19 protein-coding genes, 1 pseudogene and 1 other annotated feature are annotated in these 20,231 nt (G+C 52.4%); of the genes and pseudogenes, 16 read left to right on the top strand and 4 right to left on the bottom strand.

Going from position 1 to position 20,231, the window contains the following annotated elements:
• The first annotated feature begins 239 nt into the window (after positions 1 to 239).
• From ACEVJL_RS03380 to ACEVJL_RS03360, 5 genes are all read left to right on the top strand, one after another.
• On the top strand, positions 240 to 620 hold the full coding sequence (locus ACEVJL_RS03380; RefSeq protein ID WP_374736857.1) for a helix-turn-helix domain-containing protein: 381 nt from the start codon (positions 240 to 242) through the stop codon (positions 618 to 620).
• A gap of 503 nt (positions 621 to 1,123) precedes the next feature.
• Complete coding sequence (locus tag ACEVJL_RS03375; RefSeq protein ID WP_374736856.1) at positions 1,124 to 1,582, top strand: sigma factor-like helix-turn-helix DNA-binding protein; 459 nt, start codon at positions 1,124 to 1,126, stop codon at positions 1,580 to 1,582.
• A gap of 527 nt (positions 1,583 to 2,109) precedes the next feature.
• Complete coding sequence (locus tag ACEVJL_RS03370; protein ID WP_374736855.1) at positions 2,110 to 2,295, top strand: hypothetical protein; 186 nt, start codon at positions 2,110 to 2,112, stop codon at positions 2,293 to 2,295.
• 137 nt (positions 2,296 to 2,432) lie between these two features.
• Positions 2,433 to 4,097: a recombinase family protein gene (locus tag ACEVJL_RS03365; protein WP_374736854.1), complete on the top strand. Its 1,665-nt coding sequence runs from the start codon at positions 2,433 to 2,435 to the stop codon at positions 4,095 to 4,097.
• Positions 4,081 to 5,718: a recombinase family protein gene (locus tag ACEVJL_RS03360; RefSeq protein ID WP_374736853.1), complete on the top strand. Its 1,638-nt coding sequence runs from the start codon at positions 4,081 to 4,083 to the stop codon at positions 5,716 to 5,718. The genes ACEVJL_RS03365 and ACEVJL_RS03360 overlap by 17 nt, the downstream gene beginning before the upstream one ends.
• Positions 5,719 to 5,832: 114 nt before the next feature.
• On the opposite strand, the gene ACEVJL_RS03355 is transcribed toward ACEVJL_RS03360, so the two are convergent.
• From ACEVJL_RS03355 to ACEVJL_RS03345, 3 genes and pseudogenes are all read right to left on the bottom strand, one after another.
• Positions 5,833 to 6,255, bottom strand: a complete 423-nt coding sequence (locus ACEVJL_RS03355; protein WP_374736878.1) for a recombinase family protein — start codon at positions 6,253 to 6,255, stop codon at positions 5,833 to 5,835.
• A pseudogene (locus ACEVJL_RS03350) lies at positions 6,137 to 6,700 on the bottom strand (hypothetical protein); the annotation flags it as partial. The gene ACEVJL_RS03355 and the pseudogene ACEVJL_RS03350, both read right to left, overlap by 119 nt.
• Complete coding sequence (locus ACEVJL_RS03345; protein WP_374736852.1) at positions 6,631 to 7,635, bottom strand: ParB N-terminal domain-containing protein; 1,005 nt, start codon at positions 7,633 to 7,635, stop codon at positions 6,631 to 6,633. The pseudogene ACEVJL_RS03350 and the gene ACEVJL_RS03345, both read right to left, overlap by 70 nt.
• Positions 7,636 to 7,909: 274 nt before the next feature.
• Here ACEVJL_RS03345 and ACEVJL_RS03340 point away from each other — a divergent pair, with 274 nt between their 5' ends.
• Positions 7,910 to 8,557, top strand: a complete 648-nt coding sequence (locus ACEVJL_RS03340; RefSeq protein WP_374736851.1) for a hypothetical protein — start codon at positions 7,910 to 7,912, stop codon at positions 8,555 to 8,557.
• A gap of 128 nt (positions 8,558 to 8,685) precedes the next feature.
• Positions 8,686 to 9,978 carry a hypothetical protein gene (locus ACEVJL_RS03335; protein ID WP_374736850.1) on the top strand — a complete coding sequence of 431 codons (1,293 nt, stop codon included), beginning with the start codon at positions 8,686 to 8,688 and terminating at the stop codon, positions 9,976 to 9,978.
• A 436-nt stretch (positions 9,979 to 10,414) separates the two neighbouring features.
• Here the strand turns inward: ACEVJL_RS03335 and ACEVJL_RS03330 are convergent, their stop codons facing one another.
• The gene (locus ACEVJL_RS03330) at positions 10,415 to 10,600 is read right to left on the bottom strand and encodes a ferredoxin (RefSeq protein ID WP_008981141.1); all 186 of its coding nucleotides are present in this window, start codon (positions 10,598 to 10,600) and stop codon (positions 10,415 to 10,417) included.
• A 223-nt stretch (positions 10,601 to 10,823) separates the two neighbouring features.
• Here ACEVJL_RS03330 and ACEVJL_RS03325 point away from each other — a divergent pair, with 223 nt between their 5' ends.
• From ACEVJL_RS03325 to ACEVJL_RS03285, 9 genes are all read left to right on the top strand, one after another.
• Positions 10,824 to 11,063, top strand: coding sequence for a L7Ae/L30e/S12e/Gadd45 family ribosomal protein (locus tag ACEVJL_RS03325; protein ID WP_374736848.1), 240 nt, complete (start codon positions 10,824 to 10,826; stop codon positions 11,061 to 11,063).
• Between the two features lie 101 nt (positions 11,064 to 11,164).
• Entirely contained in the window at positions 11,165 to 11,590 is a 426-nt protein-coding gene (gene rpsL / locus ACEVJL_RS03320; RefSeq protein ID WP_374736846.1) for a 30S ribosomal protein S12, read from the top strand.
• Positions 11,591 to 11,786: 196 nt separating this feature from the next.
• Positions 11,787 to 12,257: a 30S ribosomal protein S7 gene (rpsG, locus tag ACEVJL_RS03315; protein ID WP_008981138.1), complete on the top strand. Its 471-nt coding sequence runs from the start codon at positions 11,787 to 11,789 to the stop codon at positions 12,255 to 12,257.
• 18 nt (positions 12,258 to 12,275) lie between these two features.
• Positions 12,276 to 14,381, top strand: a complete 2,106-nt coding sequence (fusA, locus tag ACEVJL_RS03310; protein WP_302667752.1) for an elongation factor G — start codon at positions 12,276 to 12,278, stop codon at positions 14,379 to 14,381.
• 130 nt (positions 14,382 to 14,511) lie between these two features.
• Positions 14,512 to 15,714, top strand: coding sequence for an elongation factor Tu (gene tuf / locus ACEVJL_RS03305; RefSeq protein WP_008981136.1), 1,203 nt, complete (start codon positions 14,512 to 14,514; stop codon positions 15,712 to 15,714).
• A gap of 446 nt (positions 15,715 to 16,160) precedes the next feature.
• Positions 16,161 to 16,862, top strand: coding sequence for a hypothetical protein (locus ACEVJL_RS03300; RefSeq protein WP_374736845.1), 702 nt, complete (start codon positions 16,161 to 16,163; stop codon positions 16,860 to 16,862).
• A 116-nt stretch (positions 16,863 to 16,978) separates the two neighbouring features.
• Positions 16,979 to 17,221 (top strand) — a binding site (T-box leader).
• A 118-nt stretch (positions 17,222 to 17,339) separates the two neighbouring features.
• Complete coding sequence (locus ACEVJL_RS03295; RefSeq protein ID WP_374736844.1) at positions 17,340 to 18,377, top strand: ABC transporter substrate-binding protein; 1,038 nt, start codon at positions 17,340 to 17,342, stop codon at positions 18,375 to 18,377.
• A gap of 54 nt (positions 18,378 to 18,431) precedes the next feature.
• Positions 18,432 to 19,370 carry an ABC transporter permease gene (locus ACEVJL_RS03290; RefSeq protein ID WP_235396924.1) on the top strand — a complete coding sequence of 313 codons (939 nt, stop codon included), beginning with the start codon at positions 18,432 to 18,434 and terminating at the stop codon, positions 19,368 to 19,370.
• Positions 19,371 to 19,372: 2 nt separating this feature from the next.
• Entirely contained in the window at positions 19,373 to 20,179 is an 807-nt protein-coding gene (locus tag ACEVJL_RS03285) for an ABC transporter ATP-binding protein (protein ID WP_374736843.1), read from the top strand.
• Positions 20,180 to 20,231: the final 52 nt, after the last annotated feature.

Here is a 20,231-nt window from a genome sequence, read left to right as displayed (position 1 = left end):
CCTACAAAAGCCGTGCTACCAGCGATATTTTTCCGAAGATCGCAGAGTGTCATACTCTGCGATTTTTTCTTTTTAGCTCACCGGACATTTTTCCTCATGCGTTATCTTGCGATTTCATCCAACAATGCAATCTGCCTAAATAATTCTACTATAATTTAACCGCAAATGCAATCTGCATTTGCGGTTTGTTGATGAAAAAAGGGGGACTACATATAATTAATTTAGACTAGGCAGAGGTGATGGGTGTGCAACCGGAAATTGACTACTTCAGAATTGGCCAAAGGATTAAAGCGGCTAGATTGGAAAGCGGCTTGAATCAGGCTGAGCTAGGCAAACGTGTAGGTTGCTCAAACAATCACATGAGCCATGTTGAGACCGGACAAACGAAAGTTTCCCTCTCTATGTTGTTGCGCATCTCTTATGTTCTAAAGAGAGATCTAAATTACTTTTTACTTGATACCCCATATGCCGAGAGAGAAAGCATCCTAGATGATGAAATATCGAAAAAATTGGAGCGGTGTAATCCTGCAACCCTTTTGGCTGTGAATAAGATGATTGAAGTTCTTTTAGAACAGCAGGATGCATTTCTCTCAGGCATAGAATCACACTCTGAATACTGATTATCGGTTTTTGGTTCATTAGACTTGATAAGCTCACTATTTTCAAAAATTAGACCTAGATTTCAGAAAGAGATATAAAGCTCATCGGACCATACCACATGGTCTGATGAGCTTTTGTCGCTGTTAGAGTTTTCTTTAAGAACAAGAAAATACGGAAGGATTTTTCTATGTTCCCAATATAATTTTTGAATTTATCTTTGAGATAAGAAAATACCGATGGCTAACGCCACCGCCTGTTTTTGGGGCGCGGACAGTCAAAGCACTGTCCGCGCCCCATTTTCTTTCGACGGTATTCCCCTGTATTTGCTGGGCTTTTCTGGCAAGTATAGCGGAATGCCGTCGAGTTTTTTATGGGGATTTCCTCATAACAGCCCGATGGACGGCTGATTTTGAGAAAAATTTATATTTTTTTGAGAAACGGCCTGTTTTTTGTCCCGGATGCCGTTCTCCGCCTCCGTTCGATTCACGAGTCCACAACGCTTGAATCGAAACGGAGGTACAGAATGAGTTTTAACTATGGGCGCGAAAAGCGCAAATTCGATCAGGAGTGGGAGCGCCTGCAAGCGGAGTATGAAGCGGCGGGGATGGATGAAGCGTCCATTCAGGAAATGAAACAGTACGACTGGAAGTGGTTTTGCAGCCAGAGGGTCTACAATGACCGGGCGCGGCCGCTCCCGTCCGAGTGTGTCCAAGAGGCGGCGGGACCGTCTGCGCCTCTTCATAAATGCGACAGCTTTCATACGGACGACGGCTTCCAGAGCCGGTACGGCTGGATTCTGAATGTGGAGGACGAGGGCCTGTCTCAGCGGCTTCAGAAACTCGCCCCGGAGGATCTGGAGCTGGTGACGCTGCTGGTCATTGACGGCTACCGCCAGGCCGATATTGCCCGTATGAAGGGATGCTCCAGGAACGCTGTCTATAAGAAATTGAAAAAAATTAAAAAACTTTTGCAAAGTGGGTGACAAACGGCCCTTTCCAACGCCTATATAGTGAGGGGCGTAATATCACCTCCCTCGCCCGCACATTGAAAACCGAATACACAGCATAACAGGTACATAACCCGTGTATGAGCGAGTACAGAGCGCCGCGAAGATGGAAGCAGCCGGGAGGTGATGGACAAGCTGCTTCGGAGCGATCTACGATTCTGTACACCGGATGGTGGCATATCCGGCGCGACGACTGCGCGGGGGCTTAAAGATACTTTCTCACGACCTCCCACGGACTAGAGGAGGAACCCTGCGGCACACGTTGCGAACGACGCTGCGGAGTTATGACAGCCGCGCCAGCGGCGGCCTGTTCTGCTCCCTGCGCCAGGGGTGCGTGGCAAATATGGCGTTTTTACAATTAAGAATAGAACAACGCAGCTGCGCTGTTCTGGCTGGCTTCATCTCCAGGACCGCGCAGCTGCTTTCTTTTAAGTGAATTGGGACAACCTGTTGTTTCATACGCTGGTAAACATGGTTTGTTTTGAAACGGGAGGTGCGTCTTTATGGAGAAGCAAACCACACCGGTGACCTCTTACAAAGAGGTCAGAATTGGAAACACGCTATACCGTGTGACGAGCTTTTTCTCCGGGGAAAAAGACCTGGGGAAAACGCTGGAACAGCTGGCCGTGCGGCGCGCCATGTCAGAAGGAGCCGCTCCTTCCACCATTCGCCCCGGCCAGGCTGTTTGACATTCTGCCTCTCGGCAGATCTGCCGTATCCTTGCGCGGCGATGGCTCTTTCCATACAATAATGGCGCAGGGAGTTCCCTGCGGAGCCACTTCGCCGCACGGGGTATGAATCTGGATGGTCGGGAGGTAAAACAAAGATGATCGAAACGACATACAACGTGGGCATCTACTGCCGCCTTTCCAAAGACGATGAGCGAGACGGAGAATCCGTCAGTATCGAGAACCAGAAACTGCTGCTGCAAAACTATGTGCGGCAGCGCGGCTGGAACGAGTACGACGTATATATTGACGATGGGTATTCCGGTACGAATTTTGACCGCCCCGGCGTCAAGCGGCTCATTGAAGATGCCAAGGCAAAGCGTATCAACGTGATCCTGGTCAAAGACCTGTCCCGCTTTGGCCGCAACTACATCGAGTTCGGACAGTACACAGACTATCTGTTTCCGTCCCTCGGCTGCCGGTTTATCGCATTGAATAATGGAATCGACACCATGAGCGACAACGGAAGCACCGATGTCATGTGCTTTTTGAACTTATTTAACGAATTTTATAGCCGCGACACCAGCAAGAAGGTAAAAGCGGTCAAAAAAGCCTGCGCGGAGAGTGGGAAGTTCATGGGGACATATCCCGCCTACGGCTACCGGCGGGACCCCGCCGACAAGCATCACCTTGTCGTTGACGAGGAAACCGCGCCGGTGGTGCGCCGTATCTTCGCCATGCGGGCATCCGGCATGGGCTTTCACTCCATCGCGGCAAAGCTCAATGAGGAAGGCGTCCTCTCTCCCGGTATGCTGTACTATCAGCGCAAGGGGCAGAGCGATCCCCGCCATGTCAACCATAAATGGGCCGATCAGACGGCAAAAAATATCGTCCGCAACGAGGTCTACATCGGCAACATGGTTCAGGGGAAAAGCGGCACCCTCTCCTACAAATCCCGCAAGCTCATCAGTAAGCCGGAGGACGAGTGGATCAGGGTGGAAGGCACCCATGAGGCCATCGTGTCCCGCGAGGTATGGGATACGGTTACAGCCATTGACCGTAAGAAAGTGCGGAAAAGCGCCCCTTCCGATGGAAACCGGAGTATCTTTACTGGCCTGGTCTACTGCGCGGACTGCGGATTTAAGATGCGCAACCATATCGAACGGTTTACCTACAAGGACGGCAGGCCGGGGCGGTACAGTTCCTTTATCTGCGGCAACTATTCGCGCAGCGGCAAAAGTGCCTGCACCGTCCATACCATCTATGAAACGGTGTTGACCCAACTGGTATTGGAGGACATCCGGGAAAAAGCCCGCTTCGCGGAGCATGACCCGGAGCAGTTGGCGCAGCAGATCATCCGGCTCAAAGAAAAGGAAGCCCGCAGCCGCCTTTCCTCCTATGAGCAGGAGCTGAAAGCAGCGTCTGCGCGGCTGAAGGAGTTGGAGCGGCTGATGCAGAATCTCTATGAGGACAAATGCGCCGGGACCATCCCGCAGACTGTATTCCAGACCCTGATGCGCAAATATGAAGCGGAGCGGGCGGAAAAAGCTGAGGCGGTCCCAGAGCTGGAGCGCAGGGTCAAGGCCCACCAGGAGAACCAGACGGGCGCGGACCGCTGGCTGGAAGTTATCCGCCGCTACACGGAGATTACAGAGCTGGATGAGACCATCCTGTTTGAGCTGGTGGACCGTATTGAGGTGGGTGACACCCGGAAGGTCCACGGCCTGCGGGTATGCGACATCAAGGTATATTACCGCTATGTCGGCAATGTGGACGATGCGCTGGCGCAGGAAAGGAGGCGGCAGTTTGAAAAAGCAATATAAAGTCGGCATCTACTGCCGCCTGAGTGTAGACGATGCCTCCAATTCTGCAAAAGCCAAGCACTATATCCCCGGCGATGAATCAACGAGCATTGAAAACCAGTATGCGATCCTCTCAAAATTTGTCATGCTCAACGGCTGGGTAGAGGTCAAGACCTACCGGGATGACGGATACAGCGGGGGCAACTTCCAGCGCCCAGGCTTTTTGGAAATGCTGGAGGATGCCCGCCACGGCCTGATTAACCTGATTTTGGTCAAAGACCTCTCCAGGCTGGGGCGCGACTTTGTGGAGGTAGGCCGGTACACGGACGTTATTTTCCCTGCACTTGGATGCCGGTTGGTTTCCGTTCTGGATTGTCTGGACAGCGAGGGCGACAACACCGATATGCTGCACTTCCGCAGCCTGATGAACGACTACCACCTCAAGGACCTGTCAAGCAAAATCAAATCGGTGCTGTACGCCAAGAAGAAAAGCGGCCAGTATCTTACCGCCTATGCTCCATACGGCTACCGCAAAAGCGCGGATGATAAACATCGTTTGGAAATTGACGAGGAAGCAGCCGCTGTGGTGCGCCGTATCTTCCAGATGCGGTATTCCGGCATGGCCTATGGAAAAATCGCCGCCGCGCTGAACAGGGACGGAATCCTCCCACCCCGCTGGCATTGGGAAATGCGCTGCGGGAAGGGCCACTGCAAATACTCCAAGCTATGGGCCTACGCCACAGTGCGCAACATCCTGAATGATGACGTATATCTCGGCACGATGACTCAGAACTGCACCGGTTCCCGGTCCTACAAGGATAAAACCATGATCCGAAAACCGGAATCGGAATGGATTTGCCATGAAAACGCCCATGAGGCAATCATAGACCGTGATACCTGGGATGCGGTCCAGGAAAGGAATCAGGCAGTGAAACAGAGCTCCGTCAACCGGACCCCGCCGCAGCCCGCACTCTTTAGCGGCAAACTGGTATGCGCCGATTGCGGACATCCCTTAGTGGCCACCCGTGAAACCCAGCGCCGTAAGAACGGCAGCGTGAAGAAATATGTCTCCTATTTCTGTTCCTACTTTGGGACGACCGGACATAGCGCCTGTTCCTGGCACCGGGTCTATGAGATGTCGCTTTCCACCATCGTCCTGAATGAAATTCGGGAGTATGCGGAAGCGTTGTCGCTGGATGAAGCCGCCGTATTGGACAAGCTGAAGCGCCGGATCGTTTCTGCCAACGCAGCCCAGCAGAAGGATACCCGGCAGGAAATCAGCGGGCTCCGGCGTCGCGTCGGGGAACTGGAACACATGATTGCCAGGCTCTATGAGGATAAGATCAACGGCATCCTCAGCGAGGATTCGTTTGCCGCCTTAATCCAGAAAAACGAGCAGGAGCGGATTCAAAAATCGCAGCGTCTGGATGAGCTGCTGGCCTGTGAGAAGAAGGCCGAACAGGATATTGCAAATATCCATCAGTGGGCCGGGACCATCCGGCGCTACCTTCATTTGCAGGAGCTGGACCGTGAAGCGGTGGAGGAACTGATCGACCACATTGAGATTGGAGAACGGACTGTTGTGGACGGACAGCGCCACCAGGACATCAAAATCTTCTACCGCTTTGTCGGGCAGTTTTGACAGAGCGCAAAAGAGCCCGCCTGCATCAGCAGGACGGGCCAACAAGAAGTCAGACATTCTATTGTACGAAACAATATGCGATTGGCATACGTTGCTTTGTCGAAAAGGGGAATTTCAGCAGACGACCTTTCCCAAGTACCTCGTGTTCTTCATAATATTTTTGAACGGGGTGAAATCGTCCTCGCCTTCATCGCTGTCTACGCCGTCGGAAACGGCCACCAGCCGTATATCGTGAAGCGGGAAAAATTCCTCGGTCAGCTTGCCGACCTCAATATAGTTGCGCCCCAGCCTGGACAGGTCTTTGACGAACACCGCCGAGATATACCCTGCCTCGATTGCGGTCAGCATTTTCTGAAGACCGGGACGCTTCATGGTCGTTCCCGTGATGCCATCGTCTACAAAGAAAACCGTGTCGGTGTATGATAATACGGGCAAAGGTTTGAAGCAATTCTGTATCCGAACACCCTGTTTTACAGGCGGTGCGCTCCACCATGACTTTGAGAGACGGCAGATCCATTTTTTCTGCATGCTGGACACGATCACGGAGCGCCTCATTCAATGGCCGACAGCCGTTATAGCCCCGATTGGTTGTTATCACCGCAATAAAATCCGGGTGCCGGTGGATGATACGGGTAGGAAGGTTGATGCTTCCATCCGGCTCTAGCGCTGAGTTTAACGCCATTAGAACAGCCGCATCCCGAATTACTGTAGGCTCTTGTATTTCCAGCAACCAACCGTTTTCATAGCACAGCACATCAGCGTCCCGCCGCTGCTCCCGGCCCGTGGTGGCCTTGTACTTGGCCTTGGAGAGCAGGAACTCGGCGTCGGCAGTCATGTGGTCGCAAGCGTAGGCAGAAATCAATTCGCCGCCCTCGGTCTTGTCCGGGTTTTTACCGTAGTCAAAACGGTCTTTCAAAGATTGGCTAATGGTTTCTCCCTTGCTGATTTTGTGTTTTTTGAAATAGGTTGTGGCCGTAGGCAGCCCTCCTTTCCATACGACAAACGGCGGCTGTTACCAGCCGCCGCAGGGTGCTTTGGGACAAGTTGTCCCGAGGTAGCCTCGTCATCGGTCATGTTGCGGACGATACAGGGCATATTGACAAACCCGGCCAGCTCACTTGCCCGTTGGCGGCGGTGTCCGGCGATGATCTCATAGCCGCCGCCTTCACGGGGACGCACCAGCGCAGGCTGATTAACACCAGCCGCCTTGACTGACTCCACCAGCCCCTGCATTTCCGCATCGTCACGGACACCAAAGGGATGATTTTGGAAAGGGTGCAGCTCCGAAAGATTGAGATAGACAATTTCCTCTTTTTCGGCTCGGGTAGCGTCACGGGGCTGGGCGGGCTGTTCCGGCTCGGTGGGAGCAGTGGCCTCCTCCTTGGTAGCCGGGGCTTTACTTTGGGACATTTTGTCCCGCTTGGACTTTTCGGTCTTGGTGGGAGTAGCCTTGTCTTTCTTGGCCGGGTCAGTCTTGCCGGGGACCGCCTTGTCACCCTTGGGCGGGCGACCACGGCGGGGGTGATCCGGCTTTTTGCTCTCCTTGTCGGGCAGGGCAGCCTCCTTCGCCGGGGACTTGGTCTTACCCGCCTCCTCACGGGCGGTGGCGAAATCCACCACCTTACCAGAGAAAGCCGGGGCGAGATCGCCCTTATCCGGGATGACTGTCTGCTGGGCCTCCTTTTCAGCCGGGCCAGGATCAGTTACAACCGGCTCCATCTCATCGGGAGTGAGCATAAAAGGTCCCGGAGGATCGAGGACAAATTCTCCCATTTCAAATAGAGCAGCTTGGCCTTCGTGTTCCAGAATTGCCGTTTCCTCAGCAGTCAGTACAGGACCGGAACCAGCGCTGCCCAGCATGGTGGCCTCGGTGTGAGTTTCCACCTCGGGGCTGATATTCTTTTTATCGTCTGCCAATGTCAAACCTCCTTTTTGCGAAATGAAAAAAACCAGCACGATGGCTGGCAGCAGACACGTGACTCCTCCTTTCAAGTTGTGGTATATGAAAAGGCCGCCCATAGTCTCACTCGGGCGGCGCAATTTTCCATTTTCACAGTTTCCACCTTCTTGCAAGAGAAATAATTGTAGAAGATGTTGGCTTTTGTGCTATAATGAAGTAAAAAGCGGAAAGAGTTCAACTCTTGCAAGCATCACTACAGGCAATCTGCATTCGAAAAATGGGGGGCCTCCTATGGGAAATGACGAAAAAACAGATGCAACAACATTTGCAGAAAAGCATCCTCGTTTGAACTTTTTGCTGGGGCTATTTTTGATTTTGCTTCTCGCAGCAGCATCTGGCTTAACTGTCTATATTGCAGGAAAGTATACTGTTGATGGCATAAGGACAGCTGTAGACTGGTTAGCTTCTCTTGCGTCAAAACTTGACGCAGTAGTAATAGTTTCACTTATTACGGGTAGCGTATCTATTATAGGCGTTTTGATTAGTTCAATTATTGCCAAACGTATTGAGTACAAGAAAAGCCGGCAAGAGTACCTTGCAAAAAAGCGAGAGGAACCATACGGACAATTTGTGGATATGGTCTATAAAATTCAGCAAAACACAAAAAAGCCTAATAGTTATACAGAAGCTCAAATGCTGACTGACCTATCCAAATTTTCAAGGCAGATCACCCTTTGGGGATCTGCTCGCGTAGTAAATAAGTGGGTAAAATTTCGAGAAAATAGTTCAAACCCTGGGCTTGCGCAAAAGAATTTGTTGCTAATGGAAGAAATAATGAATGAAATGAGAAAAGATTTGGGCTTGAAAAAAGTAAAAAAAGGAAACCTCCTGGCATTTTTCATCAATGACATTAAAAGCGCACTTAAGGCAATGAAATAGTCTTAAAGCAGAACACTCATATTGAAGCTATCTTTTGCGCTGATTTTCTCTGCTATATCCGAAACTATTTGATTTTTGATACTATAAAATCAGATTATTCCAAAATATAACAATGGAGGACGTTAAGCATGAGCGCTGGTATTTGTATAATGAACAAAAACGCCATAGCGTTAGCCGCTGATAGCGCAGTTACCATTGGACAACATTTAGCCATTCACAATTCTGCAAATAAACTTTTTGCACTTTCAAAAATAGCGCCTGTCGGGGTTATTATTTATTCCAATGCTGAACTAATGGGCGTTCCAATGGAACTTATCATTAAGCAATACAAATCCAAACTAAAAAATAGAGTTTTTCCGAATCTCATAGACTATGTTTCTGATTTTTTGAGATTTCTCGTGTCAGAGTCCAGCTTGCTTCATTTTCCTGCAAACGAGAACTCTTATGTAAAAAGTGTATACACCGATTTGTTATCTGGTCTAAATGGAGACTACCAGCTCTCTATTCAACGGAAAATAAATGAAGTTCAGAGAGATCTCACGGAGCAGGAATTAAAAGAAATACAGATTGAAGCAGTAAAAGCAACGCTTTTGTTTGTTGATCAGTTGCCCGCCATACCCGATTTAGAGCTTTGTAATTACATTAGAGCCATATATAATGATGAAATCAAGCAATACATATCAGCACAGTTTCCTTGGATTGTGGAACCGCTATTTAGTGAACTTGTCGAAAAAACGTGTCTGGTATTTGACAAGAACTTTATGCGAAACGGATATGTTGGATTGGCTTTTGCTGGTTATGGAGAAAACAATATATTCCCCCAGATGTTGCATTTACACATATCCGGAATAGCGAACAATATGGTAAGATATGCTACTGTTGAAAATATTTCTATTTCTGAAGAGCAAATGTCCACCATTACCCCTTTAGCTCAGACAGATGTAATGCAAACTTTTTTGTTTGGTATCAATGATAGCTTTATAAATGACATTGCAAAAGAGCTTCCCAATCAAATCCAAATTGGGGTTAATGGAATAGCCGATTCATTTTTTGCTGAAAATAAAAAACAATCAGTCCAGCAGGAACTTAGTAGAATCACATCAAATATTATAGAACAAATAGTTCAAAAAGCACAGCAACAGTATTTGCTTCCTATTACTCAGTCTGTAGCAACACTCCCCATAGAAGAACTGGCCTTATTAGCAGAGTCAATGATTAATATAACCTCTTTGCGGCGAAAGGTTGCATTGGATAATAATATAGGAACTGTCGGTGGGCCGATTGATGTTGCAATTATTTCAAAATGCGATGGTTTTATTTGGCTGAAACGAAAGCATTATTTTGATCGTGCCTATAATCCTCAATACTTCTATTCGCACTATATGCTATCAGAAAGTGAGGATGTAAACAATGGAACGTAAACCAACCCAACAGTATCTTAATTACCTTGTTTCAACACATGTTGATGTGCCAACTGATAATATTTATACAGATCAATCATTGAGAACTCTGCACCTAAACTCTACTTCTACTTCAATGGCATTTCCATGTGGCATCACATCAAGATTTATACAAACAAATCTATGTGCAGATAATAGCACAAGAAATGATAGTGGGGTTTAATCACACTCAAAAAGCAAACTCTCGCTGTCTATAAACAGATTTAGGCGGCGAGAGCTTGTATAAGGATAAAAACCTCTTGCTTGCTGCGCTAAAACCATTGATATGACTGGATTTTTCCAGATCCTATAATTACACTCGGACCAAAAAGAAGGACACGACGTGAGTCGTGTCCTTCTTTTTGAGTTTGCCGCCTGACATTCCGGTTTTGCCGCTGAAAAAACGGAAATAAAGCGGTTACTCACGAATCTCAATGGCTTGAACAGGGCAGCTCTCCGCGGCTTCCTGAGCAGGAGCCTCCTGTTCCGGGAAGATCTCGTCCCGGGCAGCGGCTACGCCTTCCTCCGTCATCAGAAAGACGTTGCCGCACATGTTGACACACAGGCCGCAGCCGATGCAGTTGTCGTTGACATGGACGGTCAAAACGCATACCTCCTTTCCCTGTTTGAGGTAGTATTTCCCCAACTTCCAGGCTCATACTGTCCTTCTGGAGAAAATAGACAGAAAGAGCGGAAAATTTAGAGAAAATCTGTGCTTGACGTGGCCTTGACAACATGCTATAATTCCAAATTGCGGTGGTAGGGGCAATCTGCCCTTTTACCCGATGAAACGCCCCTGGCAACGGGGGAGAGGAGGGCACCGAATTATGATCGAGCAACTCAAGCGGGAAAACAAGGTGGTGGGCGCCAAGCAGACCCGCCGGGCCTTGAAGGACCACCGGGCCAAACGTGTGTATATGGCCCAGGACGCAGACCCCCGTATTCTCCAGCCTCTGGTACAGGAGGCGGTGCGCCAGCAGGTGCCCCTGGAGCAGGTGAGCACCATGAAGGCACTGGGGGAGGCCTGCGGGATCGCTGTGGGTGCGGCCATCGCCGCCCTGGTGTGATCGCAAAACTTTTTTGGTTTTAGCAGAATAAGGTCCCCCTTATTTTGTTAAAATAAATACCATGTCCCACAAGGGACAGATTTCAGGAAAGGAGGAAAATCATGCCTACTTTTAATCAGCTGGTTCGCAAGGGCCGCGAGCAGGTGACCTATAAGTCCACTTCTCCCGCCCTCCAGCACGGCCTGAACACCCTGAAGAATCGCCAGACCGATCTGCCTTCTCCCCAGAAGAGAGGTGTCTGCACTGCCGTTCGTACTTCTACTCCTAAGAAGCCGAACTCCGCTCTGCGTAAGATCGCCCGTGTGCGTCTGACCAACGGCTACGAGGTCACCGCTTATATCCCTGGCGTGGGCCACAACCTGCAGGAGCACTCCGTGGTTATGATCCGCGGCGGCCGTGTTAGGGACCTGCCCGGTGTGCGTTACCACATCATCCGCGGCACTCTGGATACCCAGGGCGTCAACGGCCGTATGCAGGCTCGTTCCAAGTACGGTGCCAAGCGTCCCAAGGCCGGTAAGAAGAAGTAATCCAAACCGGATACTTCCCCTGTCAGTCCTAAGAGGCTGACCACTGAGATTGCATTGTGCGTTTGCGCAAGGCAAGCTGCCTTGCCGAGCGTTTACCTATATATATGGGAAAACCTCGGACAGGCATTACACGGATTGCAAAAAGCAGTTCGAGTACCTATGATTTCTATATTATTATAAGAAGGAGGGAAGCAAAGTGCCCAGAAGAGGAAATGTACCCAAGCGGGAGGTTCTGCCCGATCCGCTGTATAACTCCGTTTTGGTTACCAAGCTTACCAACAGCATCATGCTGGATGGCAAGAAGGGCGTGGCTCAGAAGGTGGTCTACGGTGCCTTCGATATCATCAAGGAGAAGACCGGTAAGGAGCCCATGGAGGTTTACACTCAGGCTCTGGAGAACATCATGCCCTCCCTGGAGGTCAAGGCCCGCCGTGTGGGCGGCGCTACCTACCAGGTGCCTATTGAAGTTCGTCCCGAGCGCCGTCAGACCCTGGGTCTGCGCTGGCTGACCAGCTATGCTCGCAGCCGCGGCGAGAAGACCATGAAGGAGCGTCTGGCTGGCGAGATCATGGATGCTGCCAACAACCTTGGCGGCGCCGTGAAGAAGCGCGAGGACACCCACAAGATGGCCGAGTCCAACAAGGCCTTCGCTCACTATCGCTGGTAATTTAGAAGGAGACAAAGTATGCCTAGAAAAGTTTCTTTGCAGAATACCCGAAACATTGGCATCATGGCTCACATCGATGCTGGTAAGACCACTACTACCGAGCGTATCCTTTACTACACCGGCGTAAACTACAAGATCGGCGAGACCCACGAGGGTACCGCCACCATGGACTGGATGGCTCAGGAGCAGGAGCGCGGCATCACCATTACTTCCGCTGCTACCACCTGTTACTGGACGGGAACCAAGAATCAGTTCCCCCAGACCCGTCTGAACATCATCGACACCCCGGGCCATGTGGACTTCACCGTTGAGGTTCAGCGTTCCCTGCGCGTGCTGGACGGCTCTGTTACCGTCATGTGCGCCAAGGGCGGCGTAGAGCCCCAGTCCGAGACTGTTTGGCGTCAGGCTGACGACTACAAGGTCCCCCGCATGATTTACGTCAACAAGATGGACATCATGGGCGCTGACTTCTACAACGTGCTCAACATGATCCACGACCGTCTGAAGTGTAATGCGGTGCCCATCCAGCTGCCTATCGGCAAGGAAGAGACCTTTAAGGGTATCATCGACCTGGTTGAGATGGACGCGGACATCTACTATGATGATCTGGGCAAGGACATGCGCGTGGAGGAGATCCCCGCTGACATGATGGAGCTGGCTCAGGAGTACCGCACCAAGCTGCTGGACGCCTGCGCCGACGTTGACGAGGAGATCATGATGCTGGTTCTGGAGGAGCAGCCTGTTCCTCAGGACATGATCCGTCGGGCCATCCGTAAGGCCACCATTGATAACCTGATGGTTCCCGTGGTGTGCGGCACCTCTTACAAGAATAAGGGTGTCCAGAAGCTGCTGGATGCTATCGTGGACTATCTGCCTTCTCCTGTTGACATCCCCGCCATCAAGGGTGTGAACCCCGAGACCGAGGAAGAGGAGGAGCGTCACTCCGAGGACGAGGGTCCCTTTTCCGCTCTGGCCTTTAAGATTGCCACCGACCCCTACGTGGGCCGTCTGTCTTTCGTGCGTGTGTACTCCGGTGTGCTGAGCACTGGTACCACCGTGCTCAACTCCACCAAGAAGCAGAAGGAGCGCATCGGCCGTATTCTGCAGATGCACGCCAACCACCGTGAGGATATCGAGTGCTGCTATTCCGGCGACATCTGCGCCGTAATCGGCCTGAAGAACTCCACCACCGGTGACACTCTGTGTGATGAGAAGCACCCCATCATTCTGGAGTCCATGGACTTCCCCGAGCCCGTTATCCGCGTGGCTATCGAGCCTAAGACCAAGGCTGGTCAGGAGAAGATGGGCATCGCCCTGATGAAGCTGGCCGAGGAGGATCCCACCTTTAAGACCTACACCGATGAGGAGACCGGTCAGACCATCATCGCCGGCATGGGCGAGCTGCACCTGGAGATCATCGTGGACCGTCTGCTGCGTGAGTACAAGGTCGAGGCCAACGTGGGTGCTCCCCAGGTTGCCTATAAGGAGACCATCAAGAAGAGCGTGGAGCAGGATACCAAGTATGCCCGTCAGTCCGGCGGTAAGGGCCAGTACGGCCACGTCCGCATCACTGTGGAGCCCAACGAGTCCGGTAAGGGCTATGAGTTCCTCAATGAGATCACCGGCGGCGTCATCCCCAAGGAGTATATCCCCGCTGTCGACGCTGGTATCCAGGGTGCCATGCAGGCCGGTGTTCTGGCTGGCTATCCCGTTGTGGACGTGAAGGTCCACCTGACCTTCGGTTCCTACCACGAGGTCGACTCCTCTGAGATGGCCTTTAAGATTGCCGGTTCCATGGCCTTCAAGGAGGCCTGCCGCAAGGCTCAGCCTATCCTGCTGGAGCCTATGATGAAGGTTTCTGTCATTGCTCCCGACGAGTACCTGGGCAACGTCATCGGCGACCTGAACAGCCGCCGCGGACAGATCCAGGGCCAGGAGAGCCGTCCCGGCGCTACCCAGATCGACGCTCTGGTGCCTCTGGCCAACATGTTTGGCTATGCTACCGACCTGCGTTCTTCTACTCAGGGCCGTGGCCAGTACTCCATGGAGCCCCACAGCTATGTGGAGATTCCCAAGAGCATTGCTGAGAAGATCATTGCCGAGCGCGGCCGCAGCCAGGAGTAATTTTTGCTCCTGGGGCTCCGCACCCGGGAAATTAGGCTTGCAATTATGGCCAGAATAAGATAAAATAGCCCTGATATGCAAGACCCATTTTATTTATGTTTGATTACTGCAATATAAGGAGGAAATTCTAATGGCTAAGCAGAAATTCGAGCGTACCAAGCCCCATGTCAACATCGGCACCATCGGCCACGTTGACCACGGCAAGACCACTCTGACCGCCGCCATCACCAAGTACCTGGCTATGCAGGGCAAGGCCCAGTTCGAGGACTACGCCAGCATCGACAAGGCTCCCGAGGAGAAGGAGCGCGGCATCACCATCAACACCGCTCACGTTGAGTATGAGACTGACGCCCGTCACTATGCTCACGTTGACTGCCCGGGCCACGCCGACTATATCAAGAACATGATCACCGGCGCTGCTCAGATGGACGGTGCTATCCTGGTTATCGCTGCTACCGACGGCCCCATGGCTCAGACCAAGGAGCACATCCTGCTGGCCCGTCAGGTGGGCGTGCCCGCTATCGTCGTGTTCCTGAACAAGTGCGATCAGGTCGACGACGAGGAGCTGCTGGAGCTGGTCGAGATGGAGGTCCGCGAGACTCTGGACAAGTACGAGTTCCCCGGCGACGAGATCCCCATCATCAAGGGTTCCGCTCTGAACGCTCTGGTTTCCGAGTCCAACGATCCCAACGCTCCCGAGTATGCTTGCATCAAGGAGCTGATGGACGCTGTTGACAGCTATATCCCCACTCCCGCCCGTAACGAGGATCTGCCCTTCCTGATGCCCGTTGAGGACGTGTTCACCATCTCTGGCCGTGGTACCGTTGCTACCGGCCGTGTGGAGCGTGGCGTGATCAAGACTGGTGAGACCGTGGAGATCGTCGGCCTGTCCGAGGAGAAGAAGTCCACCGTCGTGACCGGTCTGGAGATGTTCCGCAAGACCCTGGATTACGCTGAGGCTGGTGATAACGTCGGCGCCCTGCTGCGTGGTATCGCCAAGACCGACATCGAGCGTGGCCAGGTTCTGTGTAAGCCCGGCTCCATTCACCCCCACACCAAGTTCGTGGGTCAGGTGTACGTGCTGACCAAGGAAGAGGGCGGCCGTCACACTCCCTTCTTCAACAACTATCGTCCTCAGTTCTACTTCCGTACCACCGACGTGACCGGCATCATCACCCTGCCCGAGGGCACCGAGATGTGCATGCCTGGCGATAACGTCGATATGAAGGTCGAGTTGATCACCCCCATCGCCATCGAGAAGGGCCTGCGTTTCGCTATCCGTGAGGGTGGCCGTACCGTGGGTTCCGGCGCTGTTATTGAGATCGAGGAGTAATTAACAACTCCCTATGCCGCCCGGCTTTTGCCGGGCGGTTTTTATATGGGTGACCTTCCGCGGCAAAAGTGCTGTTATCGAGATCGAGGAGTAATTTTGCTCTCCCTAAGCCCCCTGCCATTTGGCAGGGGGCTTTTCTTATGGGCGGCCTTCTGCGGGAAAGGTGCCTTAAGATCGAGAAAGTAATACTTATGTTCTTGAATCCCCCTGTCATTTGTCAGGGGGATTTTTCTTGACACAGAAGGTTTAGTGTGATAAACTTCAAATAGAAAGTGGGTTTATCAATATAAACCTAAAAAGAAAAATTGGTTGCAGAAACAGGAAAAATGCAGAGTGAGGGTAAATAAGCAGGAAACAAGTCTTAAATGTAATTAAGCAAAATTGACAAAATATAAAAATAGGAGCATGATAAAAATATAAAAAAGACACAAAGGAGTGAGCCGGATATGACGATCGATCGTGAAACAGCTCTGCACGCCTCCCGGAAGTTTCGCTTAATGCGCACTGGGAATATTGTGACTCTGGTTTCCCTGGCGGTGATCCTCGCAAATGCAATTCTTGCTCTTATGATTGTATGGAGCAATCCATTCGCCTTCTTTGTGACCGGGGGAATGGGACTGATTACGTTCTTTGTGCTGCTGAGCGGGATCGCGGCGGTGGTTGGCGGTATTATGTATGTGGTAGGACTATATGGACTGCGAGATGTCCGGCCGGAGTATAAAGATGCTTTTCTTTGTGAAATTGTATTGATTGTGCTGACAATTATCGGAGCCTTGGTGGGCTCTGGAAGCGTATTGGGGCAGATACTAAGTACTATCACAACCTTGGGAACTTTGGTGGTGCTGTGGCTGGTTATTTTGGGAACCCGACATCTGTTGGAAAACCTGCAGCAGGAAGAAATCCTGCGTCGGGGAAAAATTCTTTGGTGGCTGAGTGCTGCATCGACCATAGTGGCATGCGGGTATGCACTGATTCCGACGCCCTCAGTCATAGACACGGGAGCAATTATTTTACTGGCAGTTGGCGTAGTGATTTCTGTCTTTTCGCTGGTGGCAGCAGTGTACTATGTAAACTATTTGGGGCGGGTGGTCAATACCTTGGAGGGCCAGACCCTGGAACAGGCAGTGGAAGCACTGGAAGAGGAATAATGTGGTGTGCATAGCAGAGGGGCGGCTGGAGTCAGCCGCCCTTTTTGTAGGATGTGAAAAAAAGGGTTGACAAACCAAAAGGCCGTGCATATAATAGCACCAACAAGTAAATCCAATCCAAACCTATGAGAAAGAAGAGTAGCCGGTGCAGCAAACCCAAAGAGAGTCCTGGGTGGTGAGATCAGGGCGGGGCGCGGCCGAGTGAATGGTCTTTCGAGGGCGGCTTGAACGGGCAACCTAGTAGATGCCGACGGGGACCCACCCGTTATCCATCGGGCACGCGTGATGGCGCGTGAAGCGAGCGGACGTGAAAACGTCAATTTGGGTGGTATCGCAGGAGTCAGGCTCTTGTCCCATGTGGGATAAGGGGCTGTTTTTTTATACCCGCAAGACTCCAAATCAAGGCCGTTGGCAGCGGCCCCTCCATCGTCCACCCAAACAAATTTCGGCCAAATGGCCAATTATGGAGGTAACATTATGAAAAAGAACAACGTGGTCAAGAAGTTTGCGGCTCTGTCTCTGTCCTGTGCCATGGCATTGTCTCTGGCGGCCTGCTCCGGCGGCAACGCTGGAACGTCCAATTCCTCCGGATCTGGGAGCACCTCTGGCTCCGGAAATGGGGATGGATATAAGATCGCGGTGGTTCGCCAGCTGGACCATGCGTCCATGAATGAGATCCGGGACGCCATTACCGCTGAGCTGGATGCCAAGGAAAAGGAACTGGGCGTGGAGATCGAGTACAAGGACTTCAACGGTAACAACGATACTTCCACTCTGGCTCAGATTGGCGCGGAGATCATCGCCGGCGGCTATGATGCTATCGTTCCCATTGGTACGCTGGCAGCTCAGCAGATGGCCTCTACCGCCCAGCAGACCCAGACCCCGGTGATTTACGGCACGGTCAGCTACCCCGAGGTAGCCAAACTGACTGGCATTCCCTACGTCACCGGCACCAGTGACGCACTGAATGTAGAGCTGCTGCTGGATATGATGTTGGCCCAGAATCCCGAGGTCAAAACCGTGGGTCTGCTGTACTCCACCTCTGAGGTAAACAGTGCTCCTGCTATTGAGGACGCCAAGGAATACCTGGACGCCAAGGGCATCTCCTATATTGAGAAGACCGGCAACACCTCTGACGAGATCATCGCCGCGGTCAGCTCTATGCTGGATCAGGTAGACGCAGTCTTTACTCCCACCGACAATGTGGTGCAGGCGGCTGAACTGGCCATTGCTCCCATGCTGGCTGAGGCGGGGATTCCCCACTATGCGGGCGCTGACTCCTTTGTCCGCAATGGCGCTTTCGCCACCTGCGGCGTGAACTACACCGACCTGGGTACTCAGACCGCTGACCTGGCCCTTCAGGTGCTCCAGACCGGCGAGTTCCCCGAGTTTGTTACCGTCTCCGGCGACATTATCACCGTGAACACCGATACCGCGAAGACCCTGGGCATTGATTACTCCATGTTCTCTGACATGGGTTCCCAGGTGGTAGAGGTTCAGACCACCCAGGACTAACCTGCAAAGGATGTTACATTTTTATCCGCCATCCCTCCGCTGAAATGCGGAGGGATGGCCTGTCCATTGAGAGGAGCGATTGCTGTGGTTACCGTACTTCAAACCGCACTGGAAGCGGGTTTTGTCTATGCGCCGGTGGCGCTGGCTCTGTTTCTCAGTTTTTCCATTTTAAACATTGCCGATATGACCACAGATGGGGCTTTCGTTCTGGGCAGTGCAGTGTCGGCTATGATGTGCCTGGCAGGTCACCCGATCCTGGCCCTGCCTGCCGGAATGCTGGCCGCGGCGCTGGCCGGATTTGTGACGGCATTTCTTCAGACAAAGTTATCTGTTCCATCTATTTTGGCAGGAATTATCACCAATATCGGCCTGTACAGCATCAATCTGATGGTAATGGGAAAGAGCAATCAATCCTTGTTTATGGCCGATACCATCTACACCATGGCCAATGAGGCCGGTTTTGCCGGAAGCTGGTATAAGCTGACAGTGACAGCGGGAATTGTGATTGTGGTGGCAGTTCTGCTGGTGCTGTTTTTGGGGACCCGGCTGGGTCTGTCCATCCGAGCCACCGGTGACAATGCAGATATGGTGCGGGCTTCCTCCATCAATCCTACCTTTACGATTACCGTCGGCCTGTGCGTAGCCAATGCGCTGACCGGCCTGTCCGGCGCGATGGTGGCCCAGTACAGCACCTTCGCCGATGTGAACAGCGGAACCGGCATGGTGGTGCTGGCTCTGGCCGCCCTGGTCATCGGCGAGACCCTCATCGGAAAGAGCTCTATGGCTCGCGGTGTGGTGGGCGTCATCGCAGGCAGCATCATCTATCGCTGCATCTACGCAGCCGCCCTGCGCTTTAATGTTCCCGCCGACTACATGAAGCTGGTCTCCGCCATCATCGTGGGCGCCGCCATTGCCGCTCCGGCCGTGCGTCGTTGGACTGCATTCCAGATGCAGAAGCGTCGGGCCATTGCTGCAAGAAAGGAGGAGCAGTAACCATGGGGAAACTGGAGATGAAGAATCTGACCAAGACCTTTAACCCCGGAACCGTCAACGAAAAGACGGCTTTATCCGGGCTGAGTCTAACGGTAGAAGATGGAGACTTTATTACCATCGTGGGCTCCAACGGTGCAGGAAAATCCACCCTGTTTCACGCCATCGCCGGCGTGTTCTATGTGGATGGCGGCTCCATTGTGCTGGATGGGGAGGATATTACTTACAAGCCGGAGTACCGGCGCAGCCGGGAAATGGGCCGCCTGTTTCAGGACCCCATGCGTGGTACGGCTCCCCACATGACCATTGAGGAGAATTTGGCGCTGGCCTATCTCCGTACCGCCAAGCACCAGAACGCCTTTTTCAGCCGCACCAGCAAGGCGGACCGGGCCTTTTTCCGGGATCAGCTGGCCCGGCTGGACATGGGGCTGGAAGACCGGATGCGCCAGCCGGTGGGGCTGCTCTCCGGCGGCCAGCGCCAGGCTCTGACGCTGCTGATGTCTACCATGGTGCCGCCTAAGGTGCTGCTGCTGGACGAGCACACCGCCGCGCTGGACCCCGGCACTGCGGAGAAGGTGCTGGAGATCACCAAGCAGGTGGTCCGGGAGCACAAGATCACCACCCTGATGGTGACCCACAACATGCACCAGGCCCTGGAACTGGGCAACCGCACCTTGATGATGGATCAGGGACGGGTGGTGTTTGACGTGGCAGGGGAGGAGCGCAGCACCCTCACCGTAGACGACCTGCTGGCGAAATTCCGCCAGGGAGCGGGAAAAGAGCTGGATAACGACCGAATCCTGCTTTCCTAAGAGAAAATTGCCTGTGGAGGGCGGCTATGCCGCCCTCCACGTTTGTACGAAA

Origin of the sequence: Flintibacter porci (assembly GCF_041925195.1) — a bacterium.
GTDB classification, from domain to species: domain Bacteria; phylum Bacillota; class Clostridia; order Oscillospirales; family Oscillospiraceae; genus Lawsonibacter; species Lawsonibacter porci.
The sequence above is the reverse complement of the archived record's forward strand: the minus strand, read 5'-3'. Positions and strand labels throughout refer to the sequence as shown.